The sequence below is a fragment of the Ruegeria sp. HKCCD7251 genome, assembly GCF_013031165.1.
Classification (GTDB): Bacteria; Pseudomonadota; Alphaproteobacteria; order Rhodobacterales; family Rhodobacteraceae; genus Ruegeria.
In genome coordinates, this window is the sequence record NZ_WPZC01000004.1 from 301,994 (window position 1) to 327,183 (window position 25,190).

Below are 25,190 nucleotides of genomic sequence, written 5' to 3' on the forward strand. Positions count from 1 at the left end.
TATGACCAGCCGCCGCCGATTTCTGGCAGGACTGGCTGCGGCTAGCCTTGCCCCCACCCAAGGATGGGCGGCCATCGGTGCGCCCGACTATCTGGCCGCCGCCCTGTTTCCTGATGGATCACACCGTTTGGTCGGTTTGTTGGCGGATGGAAGTATTCTGTTCTCACTGATCTTGCCCGCCCGAGGCCACGCCGCCGCCGCGCACCCCCATCGCCCGCAGGCTGTTGCCTTCGCGCGGCGACCGGGGACCTTTGCCGTGATCATCGACTGCACAACAGGTGCGCAAACCGCGGCGTTAAACGCGCCTGACGGCAGACACTTCTACGGTCACGGCGCATTTTCACAGGATGGCACCCGACTATTCACAACAGAAAATGACTACGAAGCCGGAGAAGGCGTGATCGGTGTCTGGGAGACTGCACAATATACTCGGTTGGGCGAGTTTCCGTCAGGGGGAACCGGCCCCCATGACATTCGCCTTATGGCGGACGGGAAAACACTGGTCATCGCCAACGGAGGGATTGAAACGCACCCCGACACCGGCCGCACCAAGCTGAACCTGCCGGTCATGCAGCCGAACCTCACCTATCTGGACCTCGACGGCTCCATGCTTGAACAGGCCGAATTGCCGCCGGGGCTGCGCCAGAACTCGATCCGTCATCTGGCGGTCCGGCCTGACGGGCTGATTGGGTTTGCGACCCAATGGCAGGGTCAAACCATTGAACACCCGCCCCTGCTTGGCCTGCACAGACCGGGCGACGAAATCCGCTTATTATCCGCCCCGAATGCGTATCAAAGCAGGTTGCAAGGCTATGCCGGCAGCATCGCTTTTTCCGGCGATGGTGCATCGGTCGCGATCACCTGTCCCCGCGGAAACGCTTTGCACCAATTTCGTGTCGAAGACGGTCAATTGATAGGTGCTTTCGAACTGGATGACGTCTGCGGACTTGGCACCGGCGGAGACGGGTTTGTGTACACCACAGGCACCGGCGCGGTTGGAACGCTGGGCGCGACGGTCAAAACGTCGGCCCGGCAGGACTGCCAATGGGACAACCACCTGATCCCCGTGGGACGTCCGGCGTAATTTGGGCAAATCCACCCCTTAGATTACACTTGGAAGAATCAAACAGCTACCGTATTGGCGGGCGAAACACCGGCTCCCCTCTGAGTTAAGGACTGACTCGATTGAAACAGACGCCCGACGCACCGCATTCCATCTACGGGGTTGATAAATGGGGCAAAGACCTGATCGAGGTGACGAAGCAGGGTGAAATCGGTCTGCGCAATCCGCTCGCGCCCGACGCTGCCGCGATCAGCCTGCCCGGGATTCTGGCCGATCTGGATGATCGGGGGATCAAGGCCCCGATGCTGCTGCGGGTTTCCTCTTATCTGGAACATGAAATTGCGCATCTGAACGAAAGCTTCCGCGACGCCATTGCGCGCGTGGGCTACAAAGGCTCCTATCGCGGCGTCTTTCCGATCAAGGTGAACCAGCAAGCGCAGGTCGTCGACCGCATCGTCGAGTTCGGTAAGAAGTACAATTACGGGCTTGAGGCCGGATCAAAACCCGAACTGGTTGTGGCGCTGGCGCATCGCCTTGCGCCTGAGGCGTTGATTGTCTGCAATGGCGTCAAAGATGCCGAGTTCATCCAACTGGCCATCCTCAGCCGCAAGATCGGCTTTAATACCGTGATCGTTCTGGAAAGCCCGAAAGAGGCCGACACAGTGATCAAGGTCTATAACGAGCTGGGCATCGAACCGCTGATCGGCGTGCGGGTGAAGCTGACCAACCAGATCAGCGGCAAATGGGAAGAAAGCTCAGGCGACCGCTCGGCCTTTGGCATGAACACTGACCAACTTGTCGCAGCGGTGGACAAACTGCGCGACGCGGGGCTGTTGCATTGCTTGAAACTGCAACACTCGCATCTGGGCAGTCAGGTACAGGACGTCAACGACGTGCGCCGTGCTGTGGGCGAAGCGTGTCGCTACTACACCGAACTCACGCGCGAAGGCGTGCCGATGACCCATCTGGACCTCGGCGGCGGCATGGGCGTGGATTACACGGGCGAGAAGAAAGCCGCCGAGAACTCGATCAACTACACGGTCGAGGAATACTGCGCCAACGTGGTCGAAACCGTGGCTTATGCCATGGATGAGGCCGAGATCGCCCACCCAACGCTTGTCACCGAAAGCGGGCGGGCCGTGGTGGCTACATCCTCGATGCTGGTGTTCAATGTGTTGGAAAGCACGCTCTACGACGCCCCAACCGGCCCCGAGGTTGAACCCGACGATCATCACATGGTCGCTGATCTTGCAACCGTTCACGGATACCTCAGCAAACCCCGCCTACAGGAATGCTGGAACGACGCCACATTCTATCGCAACGAACTGCGCGCGCTGTTCAGACGCGGCTATGTCGACCTGCGCCAGATGGCCCGCGCCGAGCGTATCTACCTATCCCTGATGGCCCGCCTCAAGGCGCTGGCGGCCAGTGATGATTTGGAAACAGATGTGGATGACCAGCTTGAGAAAGTGGCCGATATCTACCACTGCAACTTCTCTCTGTTCCAATCCCTGCCCGATGTCTGGGCCATTGACCAACTGCACCCGATCGTCCCACTGCAAGGTCTGAACGAAACCCCCGACCGGCGCGCCGTCCTGTCCGACATCACCTGCGACAGCGACGGCAAGATCGACCAGTTCATTCTGGCCGACGGGGTCTCACCCAGCCTGCCGGTGCATTCGCTCCCGGATGAGGGCGAATACTTCATGGGCGTCTTTTTCGTCGGCGCCTATCAGGAAACGCTGGGCGATCTGCACAACCTCTTTGGCGACACCAACGTCGTCACCATCGACCTGCGCGCCGATGGCGGCTTCGACCTGCTGCATGAACAAGAGGGCGACACGATCAGCCAGGTCCTGTCCTATGTCGAATTCGACCCGCAAGACTGCGTCGCCGCTTTCCGCAAAATGGTGGACGAGGCGATCTCGACCGGTACTCTGCAAGCCAAGGACCGCAAAACCCTGATGAGCGCCTATCGCGACTCGATTAACGGCTACACCTATTACGAATAAGAAGGAGACAGACCATGGGCAAAACACTGGTTGTCGGCGCCGGCGGCGTATCCCACGCAGCCGTGCACAAGATGGCGATGAATTCGGATATCTTCACCGAGATCACGCTGGCCAGCCGCACAAAATCAAAGTGCGACGCCATCGCAGCGGCCGTTAAGGATCGCGTCGGCGTGGATATCAAGACCGCCGAACTGGACGCCTACAAGGTTGAAGATACGGTCAAGCTGATCAAGGAAACCGGCGCTGAAATCCTTGTGAACCTCGCCCTACCCTATCAGGATCTGGTGCTGATGGATGCGTGCCTCGAGGCCGGAATCCACTATCTCGATACCGCGAACTACGAGCCCGAGGATGAGGCCAAGTTCGAATACCACTGGCAATGGGCCTATCAGGAGCGGTTCAAAGCGGCGGGCCTGACCGCCATCCTCGGCTCGGGCTTCGATCCGGGCGTGACCAGCGTGTTCGCCAAATGGCTGAAGAAACACAAGCTGGAGACAATCCGCCAGATCGACGTTCTGGATGCCAATGGCGGCAGCAACGATCAGGAATTCGCCACCAACTTCAACCCCGAAATCAACCTGCGTGAAGTGCTGGCCGAGGTCCGCCACTGGGAAGGTGGCGAATGGAAACACTCCCCCGCCATGACCCACAAGGTCGAGTTCGACTTCCCCGCCATCGGCCCCAAAAACATGTACCTGATGTATCACGAGGAGCTGGAATCGCTTAGCACTCACTTCCCCGAGATCGAGCGCGCCCGCTTCTGGATGACCTTCGGTGACGCCTACATCATGCACGCCAAGGTGCTGGAAAATGTCGGCATGACCCGCATCGACCCGGTGATGCATGACGGCAAGGAAATCATACCTATCCAGTTCCTGAAAACCCTTCTGCCCGATCCCGGCGATCTGGGCGCGGAAACCAAGGGCAAAGCCTGCATCGGCGACATCGCCACAGGTCAAGCCAAGGACGGCTCGGGCGAGAAGACCTTTTACATCTACAACATCTGCGACCATGAGGAATGCTACGCTGAGGTCGGCTCCCAGGCCGTCAGCTACACCACTGGCGTCCCCGCCATGATCGGCGCGGCACAAGTGCTGAAAGGCAACTGGCGCGAACCCGGCGTGTGGAACATGGAACAACTCGACCCGGATGACTTCATGGACATGCTGAACAATCACGGCCTCCCGTGGCAAGTCCACGAACTCGACGGCCCAGTCGAGTTCTAGATCCGGAACTTCATCTGGCTATAAATATCCCGGGGGGCCCGGGGGGCTGGCCCCCCGGCCTCTCCACAATCGGAGACGCCTGACATGTCCGACATGATGACCACCCAAGCCGGAGACGCCGGTGCCTTCCGTAATTTCGATCTTAACCGCGTCCCCACCCCTTGCTTCGTGGTCGACGAAAAAGCCGTCGAACGAAACCTGACCATCCTCTCCGACATCGGCACCCGGTCAGGCGCGCATTTCCTCAGCGCGCTCAAGGCGTTTTCGATGTTCTCTCTGGCCCCGCTGGTGCGCCAGCACCTTGGCGGCACCTGCGCCAGCGGCATCTACGAAGCGCGTCTGGGCCGCGAGGAATATGATGGCGAGGTCGCAACCTTCTGCGCCGGGTACAAGGACGCGGATATCGACGAGATCCTGTCGCTTTCGGACCACATCATCTTCAACTCTCCAGCGCAAAAGGATCGGTTTCTGAGCAAGGCCGAAAGCGCCAAAGTTCAGGTCGGCCTGCGCATCAACCCCGAACATTCCGAAGGTGAAATTCCGAAATACGACCCTTGCGCACCATGCTCGCGCCTTGGCACACCGGTCAGCCAACTGACCGCCGAAACCTTGAACGGGGTTGATGGCCTGCACATGCACACGCTCTGCGAACAGGGGTTCGAACCGTTGCAACGCACGTGGGCGGCAATCGAACATAAGCTCAAACCCTTCATGGGTCAGCTCAGATGGCTGAACTTTGGCGGCGGGCACCATATCACCCGTGATGACTACTACCGGGACGGTCTGGTGGCTTTCATCAAATCCATCCGCGAAACCTACAATATCGACATCTACCTCGAACCCGGCGAGGCAGTCGCCTTGGACGCGGGTATTCTGGTCGGAGAGATCCTCGACCTGCCGACCAATGGCATGAGTCTTGCGATCACCGATATCTCGGCCACCTGCCACATGCCCGACGTGATCGAAGCCCCCTATCGCCCCGCCCTGATGGACGAGGCCGCAACAGGCCATACCTACCGTCTGGGTGGCCCCTCATGCCTCGCGGGCGACGTGATCGGCGACTACACGTGGGACAAGCCGCTGGAAATCGGCCAGCGTTTTGCCTTCCTCGATCAAGCGCATTATTCGATGGTCAAGACCAACACGTTCAACGGCGTTCCCCTGCCCACCATCGCCCTGTGGAATAGCGATACGGACGACCTGAAAATCATCCGGCAATTCGGCTATGACGACTTCAAAGAGAGACTCTCATGAGCATCTTCCTCGACAGCGAACTCACCGCCGCGGAACGCAGCGAATCCGCCCGCTTTCGCGTGATCCCCGTGCCGCTCGAACGCACCGTGTCTTATGGCGCGGGCACGGCCAAGGGCCCCGAAGCCATCATCGAGGCCAGCAATGAGTTGGAGCGCATTACCGGCCATGCCGAACCCTGCGTCGAGGGGATCTTTACCGAACCCCCGCTGGACTGCGACGGCCCGCTGCCCAAGGTGATGGAACGGCTGGCCCAACGCACCGAGGCCGCCATCCGCGCAGACAAGGTGCCGGTGACGCTGGGCGGGGAGCATTCGCTCAGTTACGGCGCGGTAATGGGCGTGGCACGGGCGCTTAACCAACCCATAGGGATCGTGCAGATCGACGCCCACGCCGATTTGCGCAACGCGTATCAGGGCGAGAAACACTCTCACGCGTCGGTTATGCACCTGCTGGCCGAGCAAGGCGTCAAACTGGCCCAATTCGGCGTCCGCGCCTTTTCCACCGAAGAAGCCCAAAGCCGTCTGAAAAACCACGTCTTCCACGTGGATGCCGAGGAGTTGGTCACCGGCAATATCCACGCGGTCAACCTGCCCGAGGATTTTCCCGAACTGGTCTATGTCAGCTTTGACGTAGACGGTCTGGACCCGTCGCTGATGCCCGCCACCGGCACCCCGGTTCCGGGCGGGCTTGGATATTACCAAGCCCTGCGCCTGGTCGAACACGCCCTGAAGGGCCGCAAATGCGTAGGCTTCGACGTGGTCGAGCTGGCCCCCGACGGCAATGCAGCGTGGGACTTTACCGCGGCACAAATCGTCTATCGACTGATGGCAGCCTGTTAACCCTCGGACGTTTCATTCAGTTCCATGTGCCCTTCACCCTTGCTCAGGACGCGGCGCAACATAGGCTCAAAGAACTCCAACGGTTTGGTCGGATAGTCCGGGTCAAACGCCTTCTGATCGTATTCGTGGCAGAAATAGCGGCAGTCCTCCCAGTACGGGCTGTCGCGGTACTTGTCGCGGGCATTACGATCTCCGCCCCAATGATGATTGTAGTAATACCCTTGAAAGACACAGTGATGTTTCAAAATCCAATAGGTCTTTTCGCTGACATAAGGCTTCATCATTGCGGCTGATAACTCACCATGATTGTAGGGGGACAGAATATCGCCAGTGTCATGGATCAAGGCCGCTACGACCAATTCCTCATCCGCGCCATCCTCATAGGCGCGGGTCGCGGCCTGAAGACTGTGCTGGTAGCGATTCACCGGATAAGGCGTCCAATCTTCGTCCAGCGAGCGGATCGCATCCAGAATTCGGTCGGGCAGAGCGGCGTTATAGGCCTCTTCATATTCGATGACGGCATCCCAGTCGGCTTTGGTCGCCTCCTCGAAACTGGTCCAGGTGGGTTTGTGGCTTTTGTCCAGCATCGCGCGGTCCTTTGGCTGATTTGTTCAGCGAGGTTAGCGCAAACTGCTTGCCCAAAAAAATGAATTGATTTTATCACATCAATCAAAAAATACTTTCAATATGCAAACCAAAGCCCTTGAGACCTTTCTATGCGTTGCCGAGTCAGGAGGCTTTCACGCGGCGGCCCGCAAGCTGAACATCACCCAGACGGCTGTCAGCGCCCGTATCCGATTGATCGAAGAAGAAACCGGAAAGCCCCTATTCACACGCGGTGCCGGGGGTACAAGGCTGACAGAATTCGGACGCCAATTCCGACCCTATGCGGAACAGATGCTGTCGCTTTGGTCCTTTGCATCCCGCGATCTGCCTGCACAAACACAGAACCGGATTGCTTTGCGGTTAGGTGCGCAACTCAGCATTTGGGACCCCTTGCTGGTCGACCTCGCGGTGCGCTTTGAACAGCGTCTTGGGCAAATTCTGCTGACGCTGAATTATGATCACGATCTGAACATGGTCGACGCCGTGGCGACCCATGTACTTGACGCTGCGCTGACACATGAAAAACCAACAGATGCGCGGGTTGAGTGTAAGGAACTTGTCCCAGAACGGTTGATATTGGTTCAGGCAACAACCAACCTGCACGATCCCGTCTTCGTTAATCTGGAATTGGGCGAGGTCTATCAGGATCACATTCGGTCAATCGCGCGACAGGCGTCGACTCAATCGGTCTTTCTGGGAAACTGCATGATGGCCCTGCGCTATATCCTCAAGAGGGGCGGAACCGGCTATTTCCCCGAATATCTCGTTGCTGAGTATTTACACGCTGGCGATCTATGCCGCGTGATCGGTTCGCGCGACCTTTTGCTGCCTGTTTACCTGATCGCCCGGAAGAACAGCCCTGCCCTGGAAAGTGTTCTGGGGTGCGTGACAGACCTTAGAGGAGCAAGCTAGGCCGCAGTCGGCATTGGTGTCGCATTTCGTCGTCTGGTCCGCAAAAGCGGGCGTCCTGCGATCAACAGAAACACGCATGAAATCAAGATGCCCAAAATCGCTGGTAGGTAAAGCAATATCCACAGATCCGGATCGTCGATCACGACAGGTGACACAAATCCCCGAACGCCCTCGAGCAGAACCAGAATCGTAAACGCCCCGAAAATCTGCGGCCACAGCCCGAACCTTGAGAAACTTCCCAACATCAAAGTGGCATATCCGGCCATCGCGACAGCCACGCATATGGCAATCCACGAAAACCTCTGATGCAGTTCGTCGATCAACTCACCTTCGCTGAACTCCCCTGCCGCGATAATCTTGTCCCGGCTTTGCAAAAGCTCGAGGGTGGGAATGGCTTCGAGACTGCGATTATTTATCCGGTTGGTGTTTGTCATCCCAGAGATGTCATAAGACGCGTCCTCAAACAGGGTCGAAGACAGCGTTCGCCCATCTTTGGTCAACCGCAAAGCGACCCCGTCCACCATCACAAGGTGTATCCCCTCGCCACTATTGACCAGATAGGCGGTTTTGCTTGAGTAGCTGACCGGATTATCCTCATCCCGACGGTCAGAGACGAACACCTCGTACAGCGTCCCGTCCAGGTCAATCCGCCCGATATAAACCGTCACACCAACCGCGGGGTGCATAAACTCACCCTCATTCAATAGCTGGGCGGTGACATCGCCTGCGACCTCGGCCTGACGTCGTTCAAGCTGATCAACGGACGCGGGGCGCAGGAACACACTGATCGCAGCCATCATCAGCCCGGTTATCAGCCCAAACAGAAACACGGCACGCGCCAACCGCCACGGGCTGGACCCGGTGGCCAACATGACCGTAAGTTCGCTTTCCCGGCTCAGACGATTGGTGGCATAGACGGCGGCGGCGAACACCGCCATCGGCATCACGGTTCGTATCAGGGTGGGAAGGGTCAGGGCGGTAAATTCCAGAAACACCATTGCCGACTGCCCGCCGCTGATCACGCGGTCAAATAGGCTGACCGACCGGGTGATCCAGAATACACCCACCAGAACCAGGGTGAAAAAGCCGAACAGAATCAGCAGTTGCCGCAGGAAATAGCCATCGAAGCGCGACATGAGACTCCATCCGTCTGATCAAGTTCCCGCCGACAGTATTGTATTCGGAAAGCCGTGGAAACCGCGTTTGGACACTCGGCTGAATTTTACCTCAATCCGGCAACAAGTGAATTGTCAGATAGCACAAAAGCTGAAAACCACCCTGAACCATATGGTTTTCTTCCAGATCGAATTTCATGACTGTCTGGTCAGACAGAAAGAACGCAAGCCACAGGCCAATTGACACCACAAAGGCCGTATCCACGCGTTTGATCCAAAGCTTCTTGTTCTGGTAAGGCGTTGCAACTGCGATCAAAAACAGCAAGGCCGCAATCAAAGCCCAAGCGATGATACCGACAAACAAGGCGATATCCACGGCCGGAGTCGCTCCGAACTGCTCAAGTGTTTTTTGCAGGAACGGATAGTTGTGCCCATCGAACCACGGCGTAGACGTGTACCCAAGCAGCTCCAGACCACCGACAAAGTCGGTGAGGAACGCAAAGGCCCACCATACGAACCAGAACGCAACAAGGCTTTGTTTAAAGAAAATACGCATGGATTGCCCCCAAAACAGCAAAAACTCATCAAGAACGCGACCAACACTACTTGATTTGCTGAAAATTTAGAAATTCTGGTCAGAATGCTACGGTGCCGACGGCACAGGCTCGCCTGAGATTTTGAGGGAAATGGCAGGGGCAGCAGGGTTCGAACCCGCGACCTACGGTTTTGGAGACCGTCGCTCTACCAACTGAGCTATACCCCTAAGGTGCGCCTCAGATATGCCAGCCGCGCGGCGGACTCAAGAGGCTTTTTGAGATTCAGCCACAGTTATGTATTTCACAAACAAGTTGCGCGCGGCGTTGAGTTCTATAAGACACATTTTCGCCAACAGAAGGACGCCTGACGTGAACCTCCGCAAGAAAATTGCCGACAGCGAAGCCGTTCTGAACTGGGCGGCCCGGCGGATCGCAAGCTATATCCGGATGGTCAACCGCAATACCAAGTGGCAACGTATCGGGTACGAAGAACTTGACCAACTGGCCGATCAAGGCGAACCGGTCATCGTTGTTCTGTGGCATCAGCGACTGACGCAGTCGCCCTATTTCTTTCCATTGGACAAGGGTCGCATCTGTTCGATCACCTCGTCGGCACGTGCAGGCAGCATGGTAGGCCGGGTGCAGAAACTGTTCGGCATGGACACGATTGCCATGTCCAGCCACAAGCGCCACGTCGCCTTGTCGCGCGAGGTTCTTGGAAAGATGAAACAGGGTATCTCGATCGGGATCGCCGCCGATGGTCCGCGTGGGCCTGAACGCGTATCTTCAACCGTGCCCCTGATCTGGGCGCGCACGTCGGGCAAACGGGTCTTTGGCATCACATTCTCAGCCAAACACGGAAGCGAGGCTGGAACCTGGGATCGCCTACTGATGCCGCGCCCGTGGCGGAACGAAGGCGTCTTTTTGTGCCGCGAATGGACGAATCCCGTTCCGCGCAAAGCGACCGAAGACCAGATCGAAGCGCTGCGCCTCAGCCTTGAAAAACATATGAACGACATCACCGCCGAGGCTGACCGGATGGTTGGGCGCGAGCCGTGGTCGCCGAAGGGCTAACCGCCCCTCAGCCTTTGCATCAGATAGATTTCGCTGCCTTCAGGGATCGGCTCGGTCAGACCGCTGGCTACAACGCGCCCGTCAATCGCGATGGACACGCCGGCATCTATCGGCCCTTGAAGCTGAGGATGTAGCCGCACCAGTTCCTGTAGCAGCTCACCCGTGGTTTTGGCATCGACCTCCACCACCTGCTGGCCCCCGGTCAAAGACCGAAGACCAGACCAGAGGTGAACCTCAACCATTGTCTCTAAGCGCGGCCAGAATGCGCGGCGGGGACATCGGCAGTTGTTTCATTCGAACGCCCGCCGCTTGCGATACCGCATTTGCGATAGCGGCCAGAGGCGGCACGATTCCTGTTTCACCCACTCCGCGCACGCCGAACGGGTGGCCAGGGTTGGGGACTTCGACAATCACCGTGTCGATCATGGGCAGGTCACTGGCGACGGGGATGCGATAGTCAAGGAAGATCGAGTTTTGCAGCCGACCATCCTCGCCATAGATATATTCCTCGTTCAGCGCCCAACCGATCCCTTGTGCAGCGCCGCCTTGGTACTGGCCTTCCACATAGGTCGGGTGGATAGCCTTGCCCGCGTCCTGAATGACCGTATAGCGCGTGATGCTGGTCTTACCCGTTTCCGGGTCAACTTCGGCATCCACAATATGCGTGCCGAAGGATACACCTGCACCTTCGGGCGTCGCCTCGAAATGGCCCGAGATCGGCCCCCCGGTGCTGCCCATATTGGCCGTGATATCAGCCAGTGGCATCGGATCGAAATCTCCGGCATTGGGGCCAGACGGGACAGCGCAACCGTTTTCCCATTTTACCGCGTCCACGGGGATGCCCCACTTGGCCGCCGCGCGTTCGCTCAGTTTCTCAACCGCATGGCGCGCCGCTTTGATGGTCGCCAGACCGCTGGCATAGGTCACGCGTGAACCGTGGCTGACATCGTTATAGCCCAGCGTCGCCGTATCCGCGATTGTCACACGGATGTTTTCATAAGGGATACCAAGCACTTCGGCCGCCATCAGCGCCATCGACGCGCGCGAGCCGCCAATATCCGGCGTCCCCACCATCAACTGCGCCGAGCCGTCCTCGGACAGGGCCAGCGACACGCTTGTCTCGCCGCCGTGGTTGAACCAGAACCCGCAGGAAATCCCGCGCCCCTGCCCTGGCTTCAGTGGGGCCGAATAATGCGGATGCGCCTTGGCCGCTTCCAGCGTTTCAACCAGACCGATCCGCTGATAGCGCGGGCCATAGCTGGCCTTGGTCCCTTCATGGGCCGCGTTTTTCAGGCGTACATCGACCGGGTCCAGACCCAGCTTCTTGCACAGCTCGTCAATCACCGACTCAACGGCAAACGCGCCCATTGGCGCACCCGGCGCGCGATAGGCCGCCTGTTTCGGACGGTTGGCCATGACGTCATAGCCGATCTGCTTGACGTTGGTCAGGTTGTAAGGCGCAAAGGCGCACATGGCGGTCATGTCGCCGGGCGCGCCCGGGAATGCCCCACCCTGCAAGCGGAACACACCCTGCGCTGCAGAGATTGTGCCGTCCTTCTTCATCCCGATTTTGATATCCATCGACGCCGAAGCTGTCGGGCCAGTCGCCCGGAACACCTCGGATCGGGTCATCACAACTTTAACGGGCCGGTTGGCCTTGCGGCTGAGTGCCAGCGCGACAGGTTCGATGAATACCGTTGTCTTGCCGCCGAAACCGCCTCCGATCTCGGATGCGGTGACGCGCAATTGCGAGGTTTCGATGCCCAAAAGCGCCGCACAGGTTTTTTGCGCGATCCAGTGACCTTGGGTGGTACACCACAGCTCACCCTTGCCGTCATTGCCCAGCATGCCCAGACAGGCGTGCGGCTCGATATAGCCCTGATGGGTGGCTTCGGTGACGAAACTGTCTTCGATCACCAGATCTGCCTCAGCGAACCCGGCCTCGACATCGCCGTGGCCGCTTTCGTGATAACGCACGACGTTGGGATGCATCCCCTCGGGCACGGAATAATCCGCAGCCCCTTCGCGGATGACCGGCGCATCCGGGGCCATCGCCTTGTCCACGTCAGTGACGTGGGGCAGAACCTCGTACTCGACCTCGATCAGTTTCAGCGCGTCGCGCGCGGCCAGAGCCGATGTCGCCGCAACGGCCGCAACTGCGTGCCCGTCATACAGCGCCTTTTCCCCCGCCATGACGTTTTCCAGCACATTCCAGAACTCACCTTCCAGGCCGGGCATGAACGGCACTTCGGCGAAATCGGCGCGGGTGACGACGGCTTTGACGTCCTTCAACGCCTCAGCTTTGGACGCGTCGATCTTCACAATCCGCGCATGGGCATGGGGCGAGCGCAGGATCGCACCGTGCAGCATCCCCGGGGCTGACATGTCCGCGCCAAACTTGGCCCGGCCCGTGACCTTGTCCAACCCGTCTGGGCGGTTCGGGCGAGTGCCGACAAAGGTAAATTCTGTCTTACGATCGTCCAGAGCCATTACGACGCCTCCCGCAATTCTTCTGCCGTTTCCATCACGGCGCGAATGATCTTGTCATAACCGGTGCAGCGGCAAAGGTTGCCTGCAAGCCAGTACCTGGTTTCTTCCTCGGTCGGGTTGGGGTTCTTTTCCAGCAGCGACTTGGCCGCCACCAGAATGCCCGGTGTGCAGATGCCACATTGCAGGGCGGCATGGTCGATGAACTTCTGCTGTAACGGGTGCAGCACGTCACCGTCCGCGATACCTTCGACGGTTTCGATCTGCTTACCCTCGGCCTCGGCACCCAACATCAGGCACGAACAGACCAAACGGCCATCGACGGTGACGGAACACGCGCCGCAGTCGCCGGTTCCGCAGCCCTCTTTCGCGCCGGTCAGGTTCAGCTTGTCGCGCAGACAGTCCAACAAGGTTTCACGGGGGTCGCACAGAAAATCGACCCCATCCCCGTTCACGGTGGTGGATACGTGGAGCTTACTCATGCTTTTTCTCCCTTCGCGCGGGCATAGGCGATTTTCGCGGCACGTTTGGCCAGAACGCCAGCGACCTCGGTGCGGAATGCGATCGTGCCGCGTTTATCGTCAATCGGGTTACAGGCTGCAGAGGCCGCTGCCGCCAGCGCGTCCAGCGTGGTATCGTCCAGAGTGCTACCGATGATGGCCTTGGCGCAATCTTCAACCAACAGCACTGTTGGCGCGACCGCGCCCAGCGACACACGCGCCTCGACCACAGTATCGCCATCCAGACGCAGGCTGACACCTACGCCGACCACGGCGATATCCATCTCGGTGCGCGGAATGAACCGCAGATAGGCGTCGCCCGCATTGTCCCCGCGCACAGGGATATTCACGGCTGAGACAACCTCGCCCTTGGCCAGCGACGTTTTGCCGGGGCCGGTGGGGATGTCTTCGACCGCCACCTCGCGCTCACCTTCGGGGCTGGTGACCGTCACAGTCACGCCTGCCGCAACCATCGCAGGCACCGAATCCGCCGCCGGAGAACCATTGCACAAATTGCCGGTCAGCGTTGCGCGGCCCTGCACCTGCGTGGATCCGATCAAGTCCATCGCCTCAACCACGCCGGGCCAGTCGCGGCCAAGCTCGGGGTGTTCGCTCATCTCGGCGCCGGTGGCGGCAACGCCCAGCGTCCAGCTTCCATCAGCGTTGCGGGTTATGTCGCTGACACCGTCGATTTTCTTGATGTCGATCAGCGTGTCGGGCGTGACCAGTTCCGAGCGCAACTGCACCAGAACATCCGTTCCGCCAGCCAGAAAGCGGGTGACGCCCGTTGCGTTTGCAGCTAGAGCCGACGCCTCGGCGAAACTGGCGGGACTGTGATAATCCATGAAAATACCTCGCACCTGTTGATCAGGATTCACTGGGGTTCGCAGGGGACGTTAGTGCAGCACCGCCCCGGCGTCCATGGCTGGAACGACCAAATTTTGCGATTCAAAATGTCGTTTCTAAACTTCCGATCAGAGGTCGATCTCGATCACGCCATCTTTTTGCGCAGCTCGGCTTTGGCAAAGGATGATCGCCCCCTCGCGCTGCTTGTTGGACAAAACGAAATCACGGTGTTCGACCTCACCCGAGACCACGCCGCATTTACAGACCCCGCAGATGCCGTCAGCGCATTTCACATCCACGTGTATACCCGCCTCATTCAACACCTGCGCGGCGTCCTTGTTTGCGGGCACAGTCAGATCGCGGCCCGACTTGGCCAGCCGCAGGGTGAATTCGTGATTCTCGTATTCGGGTTGTTCGGGGACCGAGAAATACTCCAGATGCCGCGCCTCATCGGGAAAGCCCTTACGCTCAGCCGCCTGCATCACCCCGTCCATGAACCGATCCGGTCCGCAGGTATAGACATGCCAGCCGGTCTGATAAGCCGACAGGATCGCATCCAGATCAGCGCGCGTGCCCTCGTCCGAGAAATGATAGTGGACGCGATCCGCCCACGGCATCGTCGCCAGATCCTGCAGATACCCGGCCCCGGCGCGGGTGCTGGCGGAATAATGCAGTTCGAACGGTTTGCCCAAGGCGTGCAACCGATGGGCGAAGGCTATCATCGGCGTTATTCCGATTCCGCCGCCCATCAGAAAACTCTTAGTCGCGCCTTCGTCCAGTTCAAAATGGTTGATGGGTTTCGAGATGAAGACCTTGCGCCCCTCGTTGAAAATCCGGTGCAGCAGGGCCGAGCCGCCGCGTCCGTCATCCTCGCGCAGCACACCGATCTGATAGGTCATGCGGTCGGACGGATCGCCGGACATGGAATACTGCCGCAGGAATTCCGGCGCGACCAGAACGTCCAGATGCGCGCCAGCAGTCCATTCCGGCAAAGGCGAGCCGTCCAGAGTAGAGAATTCGTACTTGGTCACATCCGCCGTCATCTTACCGACCTTCGTCAGTTCAACCCGCATCACCGGAGCATCGCCCGCGATCGCGTAGCGGTGAATCACCGACATATCACCCGCAGCTTTGCGGGCCTTGTATTCATCTGCGGTCACCATTGCCTGATACGCGGCGATCCCGGCCTCGCGGTCCATGCCAAAAGGATAGGGCCAGGGATGCGGCGCAAGGTAGGCGGGGTAGACCGCAAGCGTCTGGTCTTCGTATTTCAGATCAAGATCGGTTTGCAGGTCTCGTCGGTTCAACGGATGCTCGGTCGGGCGGTAAGCGCCGTCCGATTGCACTTCGATGTCCCACCACCATTTCTTGATGTCGTTCAGGCCGCCATTGCCGACAGTGTCATCCAGTTTCGCCAACGCGGGCGCGGCCTGAGGGATGTTCATCGCGGCCCATCGGAACGGACGCTCTTTGAAGATTCCCTCAAGGTTCCACGGGCAGGTCTTCATGCACCGCCCGCACATTGCACCGCCCGGCGTGGTCACGCGGTAGGTGGCGCATTTCTGGCTGTCGGATTTCCAGATTTCATAGCCGTTGAACATCAGCTTTGGCCCGGCGGTGATCGCGCCCGAGGGACATTCGCGGGCGCATTTGTTGCAAGACTCGCAAAAGGTTTGCAGGCCGAAATCAATCGGCTTGTCCTGGGCCATCGGCATATCCGTGGTCACCGCACCGGACTTCAGGCGCGGCCCGAGGTAGGGATTCAGGATCACCTCTCCGATCCGGCTGACCTCACCCAACCCGGACAGCAACAGAAGGGGCGGTTGCAACACCTCACCATCCATTACCGTATGCGCGCGGGCCTTGTACCCGAGGTTACGGATCTGCTGCGCGATCACCCCACCCAGAAGCGAGAACCGCAGATAAGCGCGCATCGACTGCGCGACGCTGATCCAGTCATCGCCGCTGGCGCCCTCCATCGTTTCATAGCCTTGGTCGATGATCATGCTGATGGCTTGGTCGTGGGGCGGATTGATCTCCTCGCCCGTCGCATCATGGGAGTACCACGCCCACTCGGGGCAGCGGCTAAGGCCCACCGCATCAACGCCCAGAAAATACGTTGCCGCCTTGATATTCGCGGCATTGCGTGCGGTATCGGTTGGTGGCGAAGTGTCCGCGCTTTCCCCATCCTGCAACAACACAAACGCGCCCAGCGCGCGGCGCTGCGCAAAACTGGGGGCCGCTTTGCGAACGTAATAACCGCCTTTCGCCGCGTCCTGCAGATTTTTCCCCATATCTCCGAATTGCGCCCGTGCGAACATGTCAGCGCGTTTGGGGACGCGGGCGACGTTTTCTTCGTCAATATACGTGGTGGGCGCGTCGACCCGCTTGAGTTTTTCAAACGGATGCGCCCCATCCACATAGCGCCGTTTGGCATAAGCGTCGCGATTCAGCGCGTTCTTGGCAAACCCCGTACCCAGCCACCAAGCGGGGCCTTGGGTGTGAAACCACGGCTGCCGGGCCATCGGCGCCAATGGCAGATCATGCGCGATCTCCATCTCGGTCGTCACGGCAGCCAGCCCGAACCGTTTGCCCAGCCATGGGGCAACGACCTCTCCGTCCTCGACCGAACACAGGCCCGCCGCGACGGCGAGCTTTCCCAGATCAACCTCGGACGACATGACCGTGTGCGCCCGCGCGTCAAACCCCAGAATGCGGATGTAATTGGCGATGACCACCGCGTTCTCGGTGGCCAGCAGACATGCGCGGTGGTCCTGCGCGTTCATGATCCACTCGGACCCGGGTTCTTCCGGATTTGGGTCGCGGTTGTATTCGTACAGAAAGACAATCGCATGACGATGACGGTCCATGGGGCGCGGCTCGGCCTCCATGCTTTCCTTCAAATCGGCCATGATCAGGTCGATGCCGGACGCCAGCGTCTTGGTCTGGCGCGTCTTCAACGCATGGGCCAGACGGTCAATATCGGGGTTGCGGCGGGGTTCGGACAGCAATGCCTCGGCGGGAAGCGGACCGCAGCCCATCATGGATGCATCGTTGAAATATCCAAACGCCTTCAGGTGGTTGGCACGCTCTGTCGGATCTGTGGGTATATCGGACGGCACCGGGTTCACGAACCCGTCGCGGATCGCATCCATCATCGCCTGAAACTCACCCATCGCATTCACGATGCTTTCGGGCTGATTAGGGCGCTGGAAACTGAGAACCGGCATTTGACGGGCCCCAGACATATCTGGCATCGCGGTCTGCCGGGCCAGCCGTTCCAAAGGGTACGACCCCATATGTACCGGCCTGTTCCTGTCCGAGAAAAAGCGGATCCCCATCGCGTGCCTCCTGTTTGCTCAACGTCATCTAAATCGTCATGGATCACCAATCCATTCATGAATTATCATAGACGGCATGAGCAAAATTGATTTCACTGACCTTGATGGCAAAGTTCTGCGCGTCTTTTTGACGATACTCGAGGAGAACTCGGTCTCAAAGGCTGCGGACCGAATGGGCGTTACGCAATCGGCGATCAGCCATACGCTGGCCAAGCTGAGGCAGGTTCTGGGAGACCCTTTGTTTGTTCGTTCAGGTCAAGGCCTGATACCGACCGAACGCGCCCTGTCCCTGAAAGAACCGGTGCAAGGCGTGCTTGATGGATTGCGGGCGCTGACCGACGATCGCCCGTTCGATCCGCTATCCGAGGAATTGCACGTTCAAATCGCCACAAACGACATGCCGCGAGAGTTGATCTTCCCCAAACTGCTCCGCTTGGTCCGTTCCGAAGGTATCAGACTGCGGCTTGGCTTTATTCCCTCGGGCGTACCGGATCCGGACCTGCTGCGCAGCGACCGGTGTCAGTTGATGCTGTCCCCATTGCCACCGGATGGGCCAGACATCTTTCAAAAGCGTGTCCTCAGCAGCCCGCTGATGATCTATTACGACGGAACCCGCCGCCAGCCGCCAACCGATTGGAAAACATATTGCGAAACCGAACATGTCGAGGTGCGGTTCACGGACGGGCGCAGTTCGCGCGCGGTCATGCGGGGTGTGGACCAAAACCAGATCAGGCCCGCCACGGTCACCTTACCCCATTTCAACGCCATCCCATCCTTTGTGAAAGGAAGCGACCTGATTTCAACCGACACGGCCTTGATGAGGCACGGTGCCCTCGCCGCGTTGGATTGCGCACCGTTACCGTTTCACTGTGAACCGGTCTCGATCTACATGGTCTGGCATCAGAGGTTTGCCAATGACCCCGCGCATCGCTGGTTGCGGGGACGAATAGAAAACATAGCGGCCACGCTTCACGATTGAGACAGCAGCCAGTTCTTCATCAACGCAACCAATTCGGGCTGCCGCGGTTTTGCCGGGCTGACAACATGGAACCCAAGGTCTTCGATCAGAACATCCGACAAGGGCCGTTCAAGCCGTCCCGATGCAAGTTCCGTCGCGACCAGAGGTTCATGTGCCAGTGCAATCCCCTGCCCCGAGGCAGCGGCGTCAATGGTCAGACTCGTCTGGCTGAAACTCATAACTCGAGGCTTGCCAACCAGCCCAAGGCGTTCAAGGAACAGCGGCCACAACCCATGCGTATCGTTCAGAAGAACGTGGTCCAAAAGGTCCGCTGGTCGCGTGATCTCCCCTGCCAATTCGGGGCTGCAGACCGGAACGAACGCATTTGAAAACAAAGGGGTTGATGTCAGGCCCGCCCCAAACGGCGCTCGTCCCTGCCGCACGGCGATGTCCACGCCGTCACCCTTGAAATCCGCCAGCCGTTCCCGCGCATCAATTTTCACCGAGATGTCGGGGTGCTTGTCTGTCAGATCTGGCAAACGCGGCACCAGCCATTTTGAAGCGAAGCTTGGTGTCACTGAAACAACAACTTGCTGATCGCAGGACAATTCATCCACGGCCTCTTCAATCAACCTGAACGCCCGGCGCAGTGGCGCATGAAAACGGCGACCCGCCTCGGTCAGCGCCAAACCGCGCGGCAGACGTTCAAACAGCTTTTCGGCCAGTCGCGCCTCAAGCCCACGGACCTGTTGCGCCACGGCACCCTGAGTGACGCCAAGTTCCTCTGCTGCAAGCCGGAAATTCAAATGCCGGGCCGCAACTTCAAAGGCGCGGAGCGCGTTCAATGGGGGCAGGGCTGCCATTTGCTTATCCTGTAGTTTTTCTACAGCATAAAGACAGAAGAACTGATTGGTCAAACCACCAGTCAGAGCGCATCTTTAGAGCACTAGACATCGGAGGCTTGAGATGACGAAAGTAGCGCTAATTACAGCAGGCGGCAGCGGCATGGGGGCAGATTCTGCCCGCCGCTTGGCCGCCGACGGGTTCAAGGTGGGCATCCTGTCCTCGTCGGGCAAAGGCGAGGCATTGGCGCATGAACTGGGCGGGGTCGGCGTGACCGGGTCGAACCAGTCTACAGACGACCTGCAAAAACTGGTCGATGCAGCGATGGCCCATTGGGGACGCATAGATGTGCTTGTGAATTCCGCGGGGCACGGGCCGCGCGCGCCCATTCTGGATCTGACCGATGAAGACTGGCACACGGGAATGGATGTGTATTTCATGAACGCCGTCCGGCCAACGCGGCTGGTGACGCCGATCATGCAGGCGCAAGGCGGTGGCTCGATCATCAACATATCGACTTTTGCTGCGTTCGAGCCTGACCCCGTGTTTCCAACCTCGGGCGTGTTCCGCGCTGGCCTTGCCGCCTTCACCAAGCTGTATTCAGACAAATACGCCGCTGACAATATCCGCATGAACAACATCCTGCCCGGCTTTATCGACAGCCTGCCCGAGAACGAGGATTTCCGCGCCCGCATTCCTATGGGCCGATATGGGCGCAGCTATGATGAGATCGCCTCGGTCGTTGCATTGCTTGCGTCAGAAGGCGGGGGTTACATCACGGGCCAAAACATACGCGTTGACGGCGGCATTACCCGGTCGGTCTGAATTCAGAACCGCGCTTTGACAAAATGAGTCAACGCCGCGCCGGTTTCAAAATAGGCGCGGCGCAGGCCGGTCCAGCTTTCGCAGTATTCCGACACCATCGGGACGGGCAAGAGATCGGGATCTTCGCGCAACAGGCTTTCGGCCACCAACCGGCCAAACACGGTTCCCGGCCCGATGCCTCGCCCGGAATACCCATGGACAGAAAGCGCGTTTGGGCCAATCTCGGTGATCTTCGGGATATGATCCGAGGTCATCGCGATCCGCCCATGCCAGCCCTCAGTCAACGGCAGGTCGGACAGTTGCGGGAACAGTTCGGACAATTTGCGCCGAATCCAGCGCCTGTGCGCTCCACTCCCCGCGTGTGAAAGATCACCCATCGCACCGATAATGAACCGATCATCCTGATCGACGCGGAATGAGGTCATGATCAACCCAGTATCCCAACACCCTTCTCCGCCCGGCAAAATGCTGGCCCGCAGGTTGTCCGACAAGGGGGCGGTGGAAAACTGGAAATAGTAGACGGGGACATAAGCCGGTGCCGACGCCGCAAGGCTTTGATGATAGGCGTTTGTGGCCTGAATCACGGCTTTGGCTCGCACTGAGCCTCGTTCCGTTTCAAGCACCCAGATATCCCCGCTACGGGTCAACGATTGAACCGGGCTGCGCGTGAAAACCTGCGCCCCGGCCTCGGACGCAGCCCGTGCAAGCCCGCGCACATAGCCCAGCGGCTGAATGGTTCCGGCCCGCGGGTCAAACAGTGATCCGTGGAAAGCCGCGCTGCCTGTGCGTTGGCGCGTCTGATCGGTGGATAACAACTCAACCGGCGCACCCACTGCGCGTTGCTGCGCGTAGCGGTTTTGCAGATCTTTCAAACCCGCACCGGAATGGGCGCAATGCACGGTTCCGTTGCGCACAGGTTCGCAATCAATCGCGTGCCGCTCGATCAGTTCAAAGACGTCGGCAGGTGCGACAGCAAGCAGGTTGATCAGGCGATCCCCTGACGCTGCCCCCAGATGTGCCCGGATATCCTCGGGTGGCAGCCACAATCCGGCATTTGCAAGACCCACATTGCGGCCTGACCCGCCATGCCCGATCTCTTGCGCCTCAAGCAAACAAACCGACGCCCCGGCACGCGCAGCGGTCAACGCCGCCGCGCAGCCGGTATACCCCCCGCCGATCACCGCAAGATCGACGGTCAGGGTATTTGTCAGCACAGTGCTTTCGACCCGTTCGCGGCAGGTCTGTTGCCAAAGGGACTGGTCATGGTCGCGCACGGGCTGCTCCTTGAAAATTGGTCGGATCATCCAGCTTGCATCAGCCGGTTGCAAGGGCCCTTTGGTCCTCGCGCCCCATGGCAAGAAGGACCGGTTGCGTGTCCTGCCGTTCCTGAAACGCGGCCTTGTCCTTCATCCCACGCCAATTCGCCTGCACCAGTGATTGCGCAACAGCACCGCTCAGCGTTGCGCCGGGACCGGTGACTATGAAAAGGTCAGGTGCGAATTCGCGGGCCGCCGTCTGTACGGAACGGGTGAAGTCGTAGGCCTCCGTCACCTGATGCCCCAACGTATAATCCCAAAGTTCCTGCGTATCCGTAGCGCCCGGCCACCAAACCTTGCCCCGCCCGTCGATAAGGGGCCGGGTCGGTTGGCTGAAAAGTTCAACCCCTAGGCGCGACCGCCCCTCAGCGGCGACTGGCGCTTGCAGAGGTGTATGGAATGCGGCGTGGTTCGCCAGTCGCATTGGGAACTGATTTTGGACAACAGGCTGAGAGGTTTCAAAGGCCTTCAGCCCCACCTCATTGCCCGCCAGCACAAGCATACCCCCCAAGTCGATCGACAATGCCAGATCATGACCGTCGATCGCATTGATCCGCGCGACATCGGCCAGCAACTCCGCCTTGCGGACCGGATCGTTTTTCCATGTCTCATCTGTAAAGGGATAGACAAGCTGCCCGCCAATCAGGTGATCCTGCATCAACGTCCCCATGGTGTTCACGACGCGGAACCCGTTCTCGGGCGACAACGCACCCGCCACGACCAGGGCGATATACCACCCCATCGAGTTCCCGGTGACAGCGACCACCTCGATATCGTCAGCCAGATCCAAGGCATCCGATAAGGATGCCGCATAGATCAAAGGCGAGGCGACATCCCCCCGCGAGTATTTGCTGACCGAAAAGCGCCCCGCGCCGTCCAGATCAGTTACCCGCTCTTGTCCGGCCTCAGCACGAAGATCGTCAAACCGGTGGAGCATGTCCATGCGGTCTGCGTGGTGGCGATGCAAATATCCCAACTCAGGCTTATTATAAGTGCCCCGCCCGGGGCAGATGACAACTGCGGTGCGGGTCATGATCGGCCTCCGGTCAGCTTGAGCGCAGCTTCAACGATGCTTTCTTCTGACGGTAAAGGCGCGGCATAGGCGGGGCCGGTCGCGATAAAGCAGTCCTCAGCCACGACCCGTGCGACAAGGGTATCGGCGCTGTTTTCGGCAAAAAAGGCCATCAACGCCTCGGACTGGCTTCCGGTCCGGCGGCATTCATCCATGATCAGGATATGTTTGCATCCCTTGGTCGCCGCGCGCAGCGCTTCTGCCGGTAGTGGCGCAAGCCAGCGCATATCAATGACACGAGGCTTTAGCCCAGCCGCCCGCAAAGCAGGCAGCGCCTTTTGCGACAGGTAGTGCCCGTTGCCATAGGTGACGATCGCCAGATCGGTCCCGTCACCGTGCACCCCGACCTCTCCAATCGCGATGCGTTGATCCGGCGAGGGATAGGTCGTCATCCACCCGGCATCCTGAGCTTCGTGCAGATCGCGCATGGGATACAGCGCGATAGGTTCCAGAAACACCACAACACGTTGTTCTTCCCGCGCCAGCCGCACGCATTCACGCAGCATCTGCGCAGCGTCCGATCCTGTCGAAGGGCAGGCGATAATCACCCCGGGAATATCGCGCAATACGGCCAGAGAGTTGTCGTTGTGGAAATGCCCCCCGAACCCTTTCTGATACCCCAGACCCGCAATCCGCAGAACCATCGGGTTCGAGAACTGGCCGTTCGAGAAAAACGGTAGGGTTGCCGCCTCGCCCCTGATCTGGTCTTCGGCATTATGAAGATAGGCGAGGAACTGGATTTCGGGGATCGGGATGAACCCGTTATGCCCCATGCCGATTGCCAGCCCCAGAATTGATTGCTCGTCCAACAGCGTATCAATAACCCGATCCGGCCCGAACCGTTGTTGCAGCTTTTGCGTCACGCCATAGACGCCGCCCTTGCGACCGACATCTTCGCCCATACAGACAATCTCGCCATGCTCCAGCATCAAATCGGTCAGTGCCCAGTTAATCAGTCGGCTCATGGGTTGGGGATCGTCCATCGCGCGTAGATCGCTTCCAAACGCGCGCGTGCGTGCCTCGGCGCTTGGGCCATTGGTGGGCTTGCAGGCACGTGTTGGGGGAATCAGGCTTGCCATGACCTCGGCCGCGTCGGCCAGGTGCGGGCGCGAAGCGGCCTCGGCTGCGATACGCTCAGTTCGGGCGCAGGTGTCATTGTAAATCTTCAGCGCCTGATCGGGCGTCAGCGCGCCTGCCTGACCCAACAGTCGCACCGAATGCAGTAGAGGATCATTCGCTTCATCCGCTTCAACTTCGGACTTTGTCAAATAGGTCGTGGGCACGTCCGCCCCGGCATGACCATAAAGGCGCACAGTGCGCAGATGCAGAAACGCTGGCTTGCGCCGGGTTCGGACGTAGTCAGCAGCTTCTTTAGCCACGGCAAAAGTTTCAAAAATGTCCAAACCGTTGGCTTGGAAGTACTTTATCCCCGGTCGGTGCTGCATGGACGCCTGAATCCAACCGGTGGGCGTCTTCACCGAAATGCCGATCCCGTTATCCTCGCACACAAACAAAAGAGGCAACGGCGTTGACTGAACACTGGTCCAACCCGCCGTGTTGATCGCGCCCTGAGCTGTCGAATGGTTGGCCGACGCATCACCAAAGGAACACATCGCTATTCCATCTTCAGGCAGTTCCCGGTGTTCGGGATCGTGACGCCGTGCCGCGCCCAATGAATAGGCCGCGCCAACCGCCTTGGGCAGGTGGCTGGCAATCGTAGACGTCTGCGGCGGGATCATCAGCGCCTTGGACCCCAAGACCTTATGCCGCCCTCCCGATGTCGGCTCTTCTTTCGAGCAGGCAAAGCTTAGCAACATGTCCCACGCTATCTGCTGACCCGGCACTTGCTCGGAACGCGCAATTTGAAACGCCGCATCGCGGTAATGCAGGAACGCGATATCGGTCGGGCGCAATGCATGAGCCACCGCAGCCATCCCTTCGTGCCCCGAGGAGCCGATGGTATAGAACCCCTGCCCCGCCTTCTGCATCGCACGGCTGGTCCGGTCCAACGCCCGACTAAGCACCTGCGACCGAAACAGGGAAACCGCGTCTGTCTTGTTCAACCCCGGGCAAGGCAATGGGCCGTCTGGCAGATCCCCCTGTGCGACCCGGGTCAGAAAATTGTCGTGAACGATCTGAGCGCGATCCATCAGCGGCCTCATTCAAAAACTGTTTCGCAGCAGCATCCACGATGGGATACTCTCTTTGTCACAGGCTTCACACGGTTTTGGCAACGGAAAGTCGCCGTTGCACCTTGCACCGCCAACACATCCCATCCGGCCCGGCCCCAAGGCACCTTCGCCACAAGTGAACCCAGATCTCTGTATCGGACTGGCGCACACGAAAGGCCAGTGATATTCCATTC

21 protein-coding genes and 1 tRNA gene are annotated in these 25,190 nt (G+C 59.2%); 9 read left to right on the forward strand and 13 right to left on the reverse strand.

What is annotated here, in order from left to right; genetic code table 11:
- Window position 1: 1 nt before the first annotated feature.
- The 5 genes from GOX75_RS12950 to speB all read left to right on the forward strand — a co-directional run bounded on the left by GOX75_RS12950 (window position 2) and on the right by speB (window position 6,394).
- A complete protein-coding gene (locus GOX75_RS12950; RefSeq protein ID WP_171123693.1) occupies window positions 2-1,084 on the forward strand; it encodes a DUF1513 domain-containing protein in 1,083 nt (360 codons plus the stop codon).
- A gap of 101 nt (window positions 1,085-1,185) precedes the next feature.
- Window positions 1,186-3,075, forward strand: coding sequence for a biosynthetic arginine decarboxylase (speA, locus tag GOX75_RS12955; RefSeq protein WP_171123695.1), 1,890 nt, complete (start codon window positions 1,186-1,188; stop codon window positions 3,073-3,075).
- 14 nt (window positions 3,076-3,089) lie between these two features.
- Window positions 3,090-4,301 carry a saccharopine dehydrogenase family protein gene (locus tag GOX75_RS12960; protein ID WP_171123696.1) on the forward strand — a complete coding sequence of 404 codons (1,212 nt, stop codon included), beginning with the start codon at window positions 3,090-3,092 and terminating at the stop codon, window positions 4,299-4,301.
- Between the two features lie 84 nt (window positions 4,302-4,385).
- Complete coding sequence (locus GOX75_RS12965) at window positions 4,386-5,555, forward strand: carboxynorspermidine decarboxylase (protein ID WP_171123699.1); 1,170 nt, start codon at window positions 4,386-4,388, stop codon at window positions 5,553-5,555.
- Window positions 5,552-6,394 carry an agmatinase gene (gene speB, locus GOX75_RS12970; protein ID WP_171123701.1) on the forward strand — a complete coding sequence of 281 codons (843 nt, stop codon included), beginning with the start codon at window positions 5,552-5,554 and terminating at the stop codon, window positions 6,392-6,394. The genes GOX75_RS12965 and speB overlap by 4 nt, the downstream gene beginning before the upstream one ends.
- On the opposite strand, the gene GOX75_RS12975 is transcribed toward speB, so the two are convergent.
- Window positions 6,391-6,981, reverse strand: a complete 591-nt coding sequence (locus GOX75_RS12975) for an HD domain-containing protein (protein ID WP_171123703.1) — start codon at window positions 6,979-6,981, stop codon at window positions 6,391-6,393. The two genes, speB and GOX75_RS12975, sit on opposite strands and share 4 nt — an antisense overlap.
- Before the next feature lie 100 nt (window positions 6,982-7,081).
- Between GOX75_RS12975 and GOX75_RS12980 the strand changes: the two genes are divergently transcribed.
- A complete protein-coding gene (locus GOX75_RS12980; protein WP_171123705.1) occupies window positions 7,082-7,912 on the forward strand; it encodes a LysR family transcriptional regulator in 831 nt (276 codons plus the stop codon).
- On the opposite strand, the gene lptF is transcribed toward GOX75_RS12980, so the two are convergent.
- The 3 genes from lptF to GOX75_RS12995 all read right to left on the reverse strand — a co-directional run bounded on the left by lptF (window position 7,909) and on the right by GOX75_RS12995 (window position 9,790).
- Window positions 7,909-9,048, reverse strand: a complete 1,140-nt coding sequence (gene lptF, locus GOX75_RS12985; protein WP_171123707.1) for an LPS export ABC transporter permease LptF — start codon at window positions 9,046-9,048, stop codon at window positions 7,909-7,911. The two genes, GOX75_RS12980 and lptF, sit on opposite strands and share 4 nt — an antisense overlap.
- Before the next feature lie 91 nt (window positions 9,049-9,139).
- Window positions 9,140-9,583 carry a hypothetical protein gene (locus tag GOX75_RS12990; protein ID WP_171123709.1) on the reverse strand — a complete coding sequence of 148 codons (444 nt, stop codon included), beginning with the start codon at window positions 9,581-9,583 and terminating at the stop codon, window positions 9,140-9,142.
- Window positions 9,584-9,714: 131 nt separating this feature from the next.
- Window positions 9,715-9,790: transfer RNA gene (locus tag GOX75_RS12995), tRNA-Trp, on the reverse strand.
- Window positions 9,791-9,932: 142 nt separating this feature from the next.
- Between GOX75_RS12995 and GOX75_RS13000 the strand changes: the two genes are divergently transcribed.
- Window positions 9,933-10,637 carry a DUF374 domain-containing protein gene (locus GOX75_RS13000; RefSeq protein WP_171123711.1) on the forward strand — a complete coding sequence of 235 codons (705 nt, stop codon included), beginning with the start codon at window positions 9,933-9,935 and terminating at the stop codon, window positions 10,635-10,637.
- Here the strand turns inward: GOX75_RS13000 and GOX75_RS13005 are convergent.
- The 5 genes from GOX75_RS13005 to GOX75_RS13025 form a co-directional block, all read right to left on the reverse strand.
- Window positions 10,634-10,879: a MoaD/ThiS family protein gene (locus GOX75_RS13005; protein WP_170385336.1), complete on the reverse strand. Its 246-nt coding sequence runs from the start codon at window positions 10,877-10,879 to the stop codon at window positions 10,634-10,636. The genes GOX75_RS13000 and GOX75_RS13005 overlap by 4 nt on opposite strands.
- Window positions 10,872-13,127, reverse strand: a complete 2,256-nt coding sequence (locus GOX75_RS13010) for a xanthine dehydrogenase family protein molybdopterin-binding subunit (RefSeq protein ID WP_171123713.1) — start codon at window positions 13,125-13,127, stop codon at window positions 10,872-10,874. The genes GOX75_RS13005 and GOX75_RS13010 overlap by 8 nt, the downstream gene beginning before the upstream one ends.
- A complete protein-coding gene (locus GOX75_RS13015) occupies window positions 13,127-13,606 on the reverse strand; it encodes a (2Fe-2S)-binding protein (RefSeq protein ID WP_171123715.1) in 480 nt (159 codons plus the stop codon). The genes GOX75_RS13010 and GOX75_RS13015 overlap by 1 nt, the downstream gene beginning before the upstream one ends.
- Complete coding sequence (locus tag GOX75_RS13020; protein ID WP_171123717.1) at window positions 13,603-14,469, reverse strand: xanthine dehydrogenase family protein subunit M; 867 nt, start codon at window positions 14,467-14,469, stop codon at window positions 13,603-13,605. The genes GOX75_RS13015 and GOX75_RS13020 overlap by 4 nt, the downstream gene beginning before the upstream one ends.
- Before the next feature lie 129 nt (window positions 14,470-14,598).
- A complete protein-coding gene (locus GOX75_RS13025) occupies window positions 14,599-17,811 on the reverse strand; it encodes a reductive dehalogenase (RefSeq protein WP_171123719.1) in 3,213 nt (1,070 codons plus the stop codon).
- A 76-nt stretch (window positions 17,812-17,887) separates the two neighbouring features.
- Here GOX75_RS13025 and GOX75_RS13030 point away from each other — a divergent pair, with 76 nt between their 5' ends.
- Complete coding sequence (locus GOX75_RS13030) at window positions 17,888-18,790, forward strand: LysR family transcriptional regulator (protein ID WP_171123720.1); 903 nt, start codon at window positions 17,888-17,890, stop codon at window positions 18,788-18,790.
- Here GOX75_RS13030 and GOX75_RS13035 read toward each other — a convergent pair.
- On the reverse strand, window positions 18,781-19,632 hold the full coding sequence (locus GOX75_RS13035) for a LysR substrate-binding domain-containing protein (protein ID WP_171123722.1): 852 nt from the start codon (window positions 19,630-19,632) through the stop codon (window positions 18,781-18,783). The two genes, GOX75_RS13030 and GOX75_RS13035, sit on opposite strands and share 10 nt — an antisense overlap.
- A gap of 103 nt (window positions 19,633-19,735) precedes the next feature.
- Between GOX75_RS13035 and GOX75_RS13040 the strand changes: the two genes are divergently transcribed.
- Window positions 19,736-20,437: an SDR family oxidoreductase gene (locus GOX75_RS13040; protein ID WP_171123724.1), complete on the forward strand. Its 702-nt coding sequence runs from the start codon at window positions 19,736-19,738 to the stop codon at window positions 20,435-20,437.
- 2 nt (window positions 20,438-20,439) lie between these two features.
- On the opposite strand, the gene GOX75_RS13045 is transcribed toward GOX75_RS13040, so the two are convergent.
- The 3 genes from GOX75_RS13045 to GOX75_RS13055 are packed head-to-tail and all read right to left on the reverse strand — an operon-like array spanning window position 20,440 to window position 24,975.
- Window positions 20,440-21,711: an NAD(P)/FAD-dependent oxidoreductase gene (locus GOX75_RS13045; protein ID WP_371808165.1), complete on the reverse strand. Its 1,272-nt coding sequence runs from the start codon at window positions 21,709-21,711 to the stop codon at window positions 20,440-20,442.
- A 40-nt stretch (window positions 21,712-21,751) separates the two neighbouring features.
- Window positions 21,752-22,786 carry an ACP S-malonyltransferase gene (locus GOX75_RS13050; RefSeq protein WP_171123728.1) on the reverse strand — a complete coding sequence of 345 codons (1,035 nt, stop codon included), beginning with the start codon at window positions 22,784-22,786 and terminating at the stop codon, window positions 21,752-21,754.
- Complete coding sequence (locus GOX75_RS13055; protein ID WP_171123729.1) at window positions 22,783-24,975, reverse strand: dehydrogenase E1 component subunit alpha/beta; 2,193 nt, start codon at window positions 24,973-24,975, stop codon at window positions 22,783-22,785. Before GOX75_RS13055 ends, GOX75_RS13050 begins: the two co-directional genes overlap by 4 nt.
- Window positions 24,976-25,190: the final 215 nt, after the last annotated feature.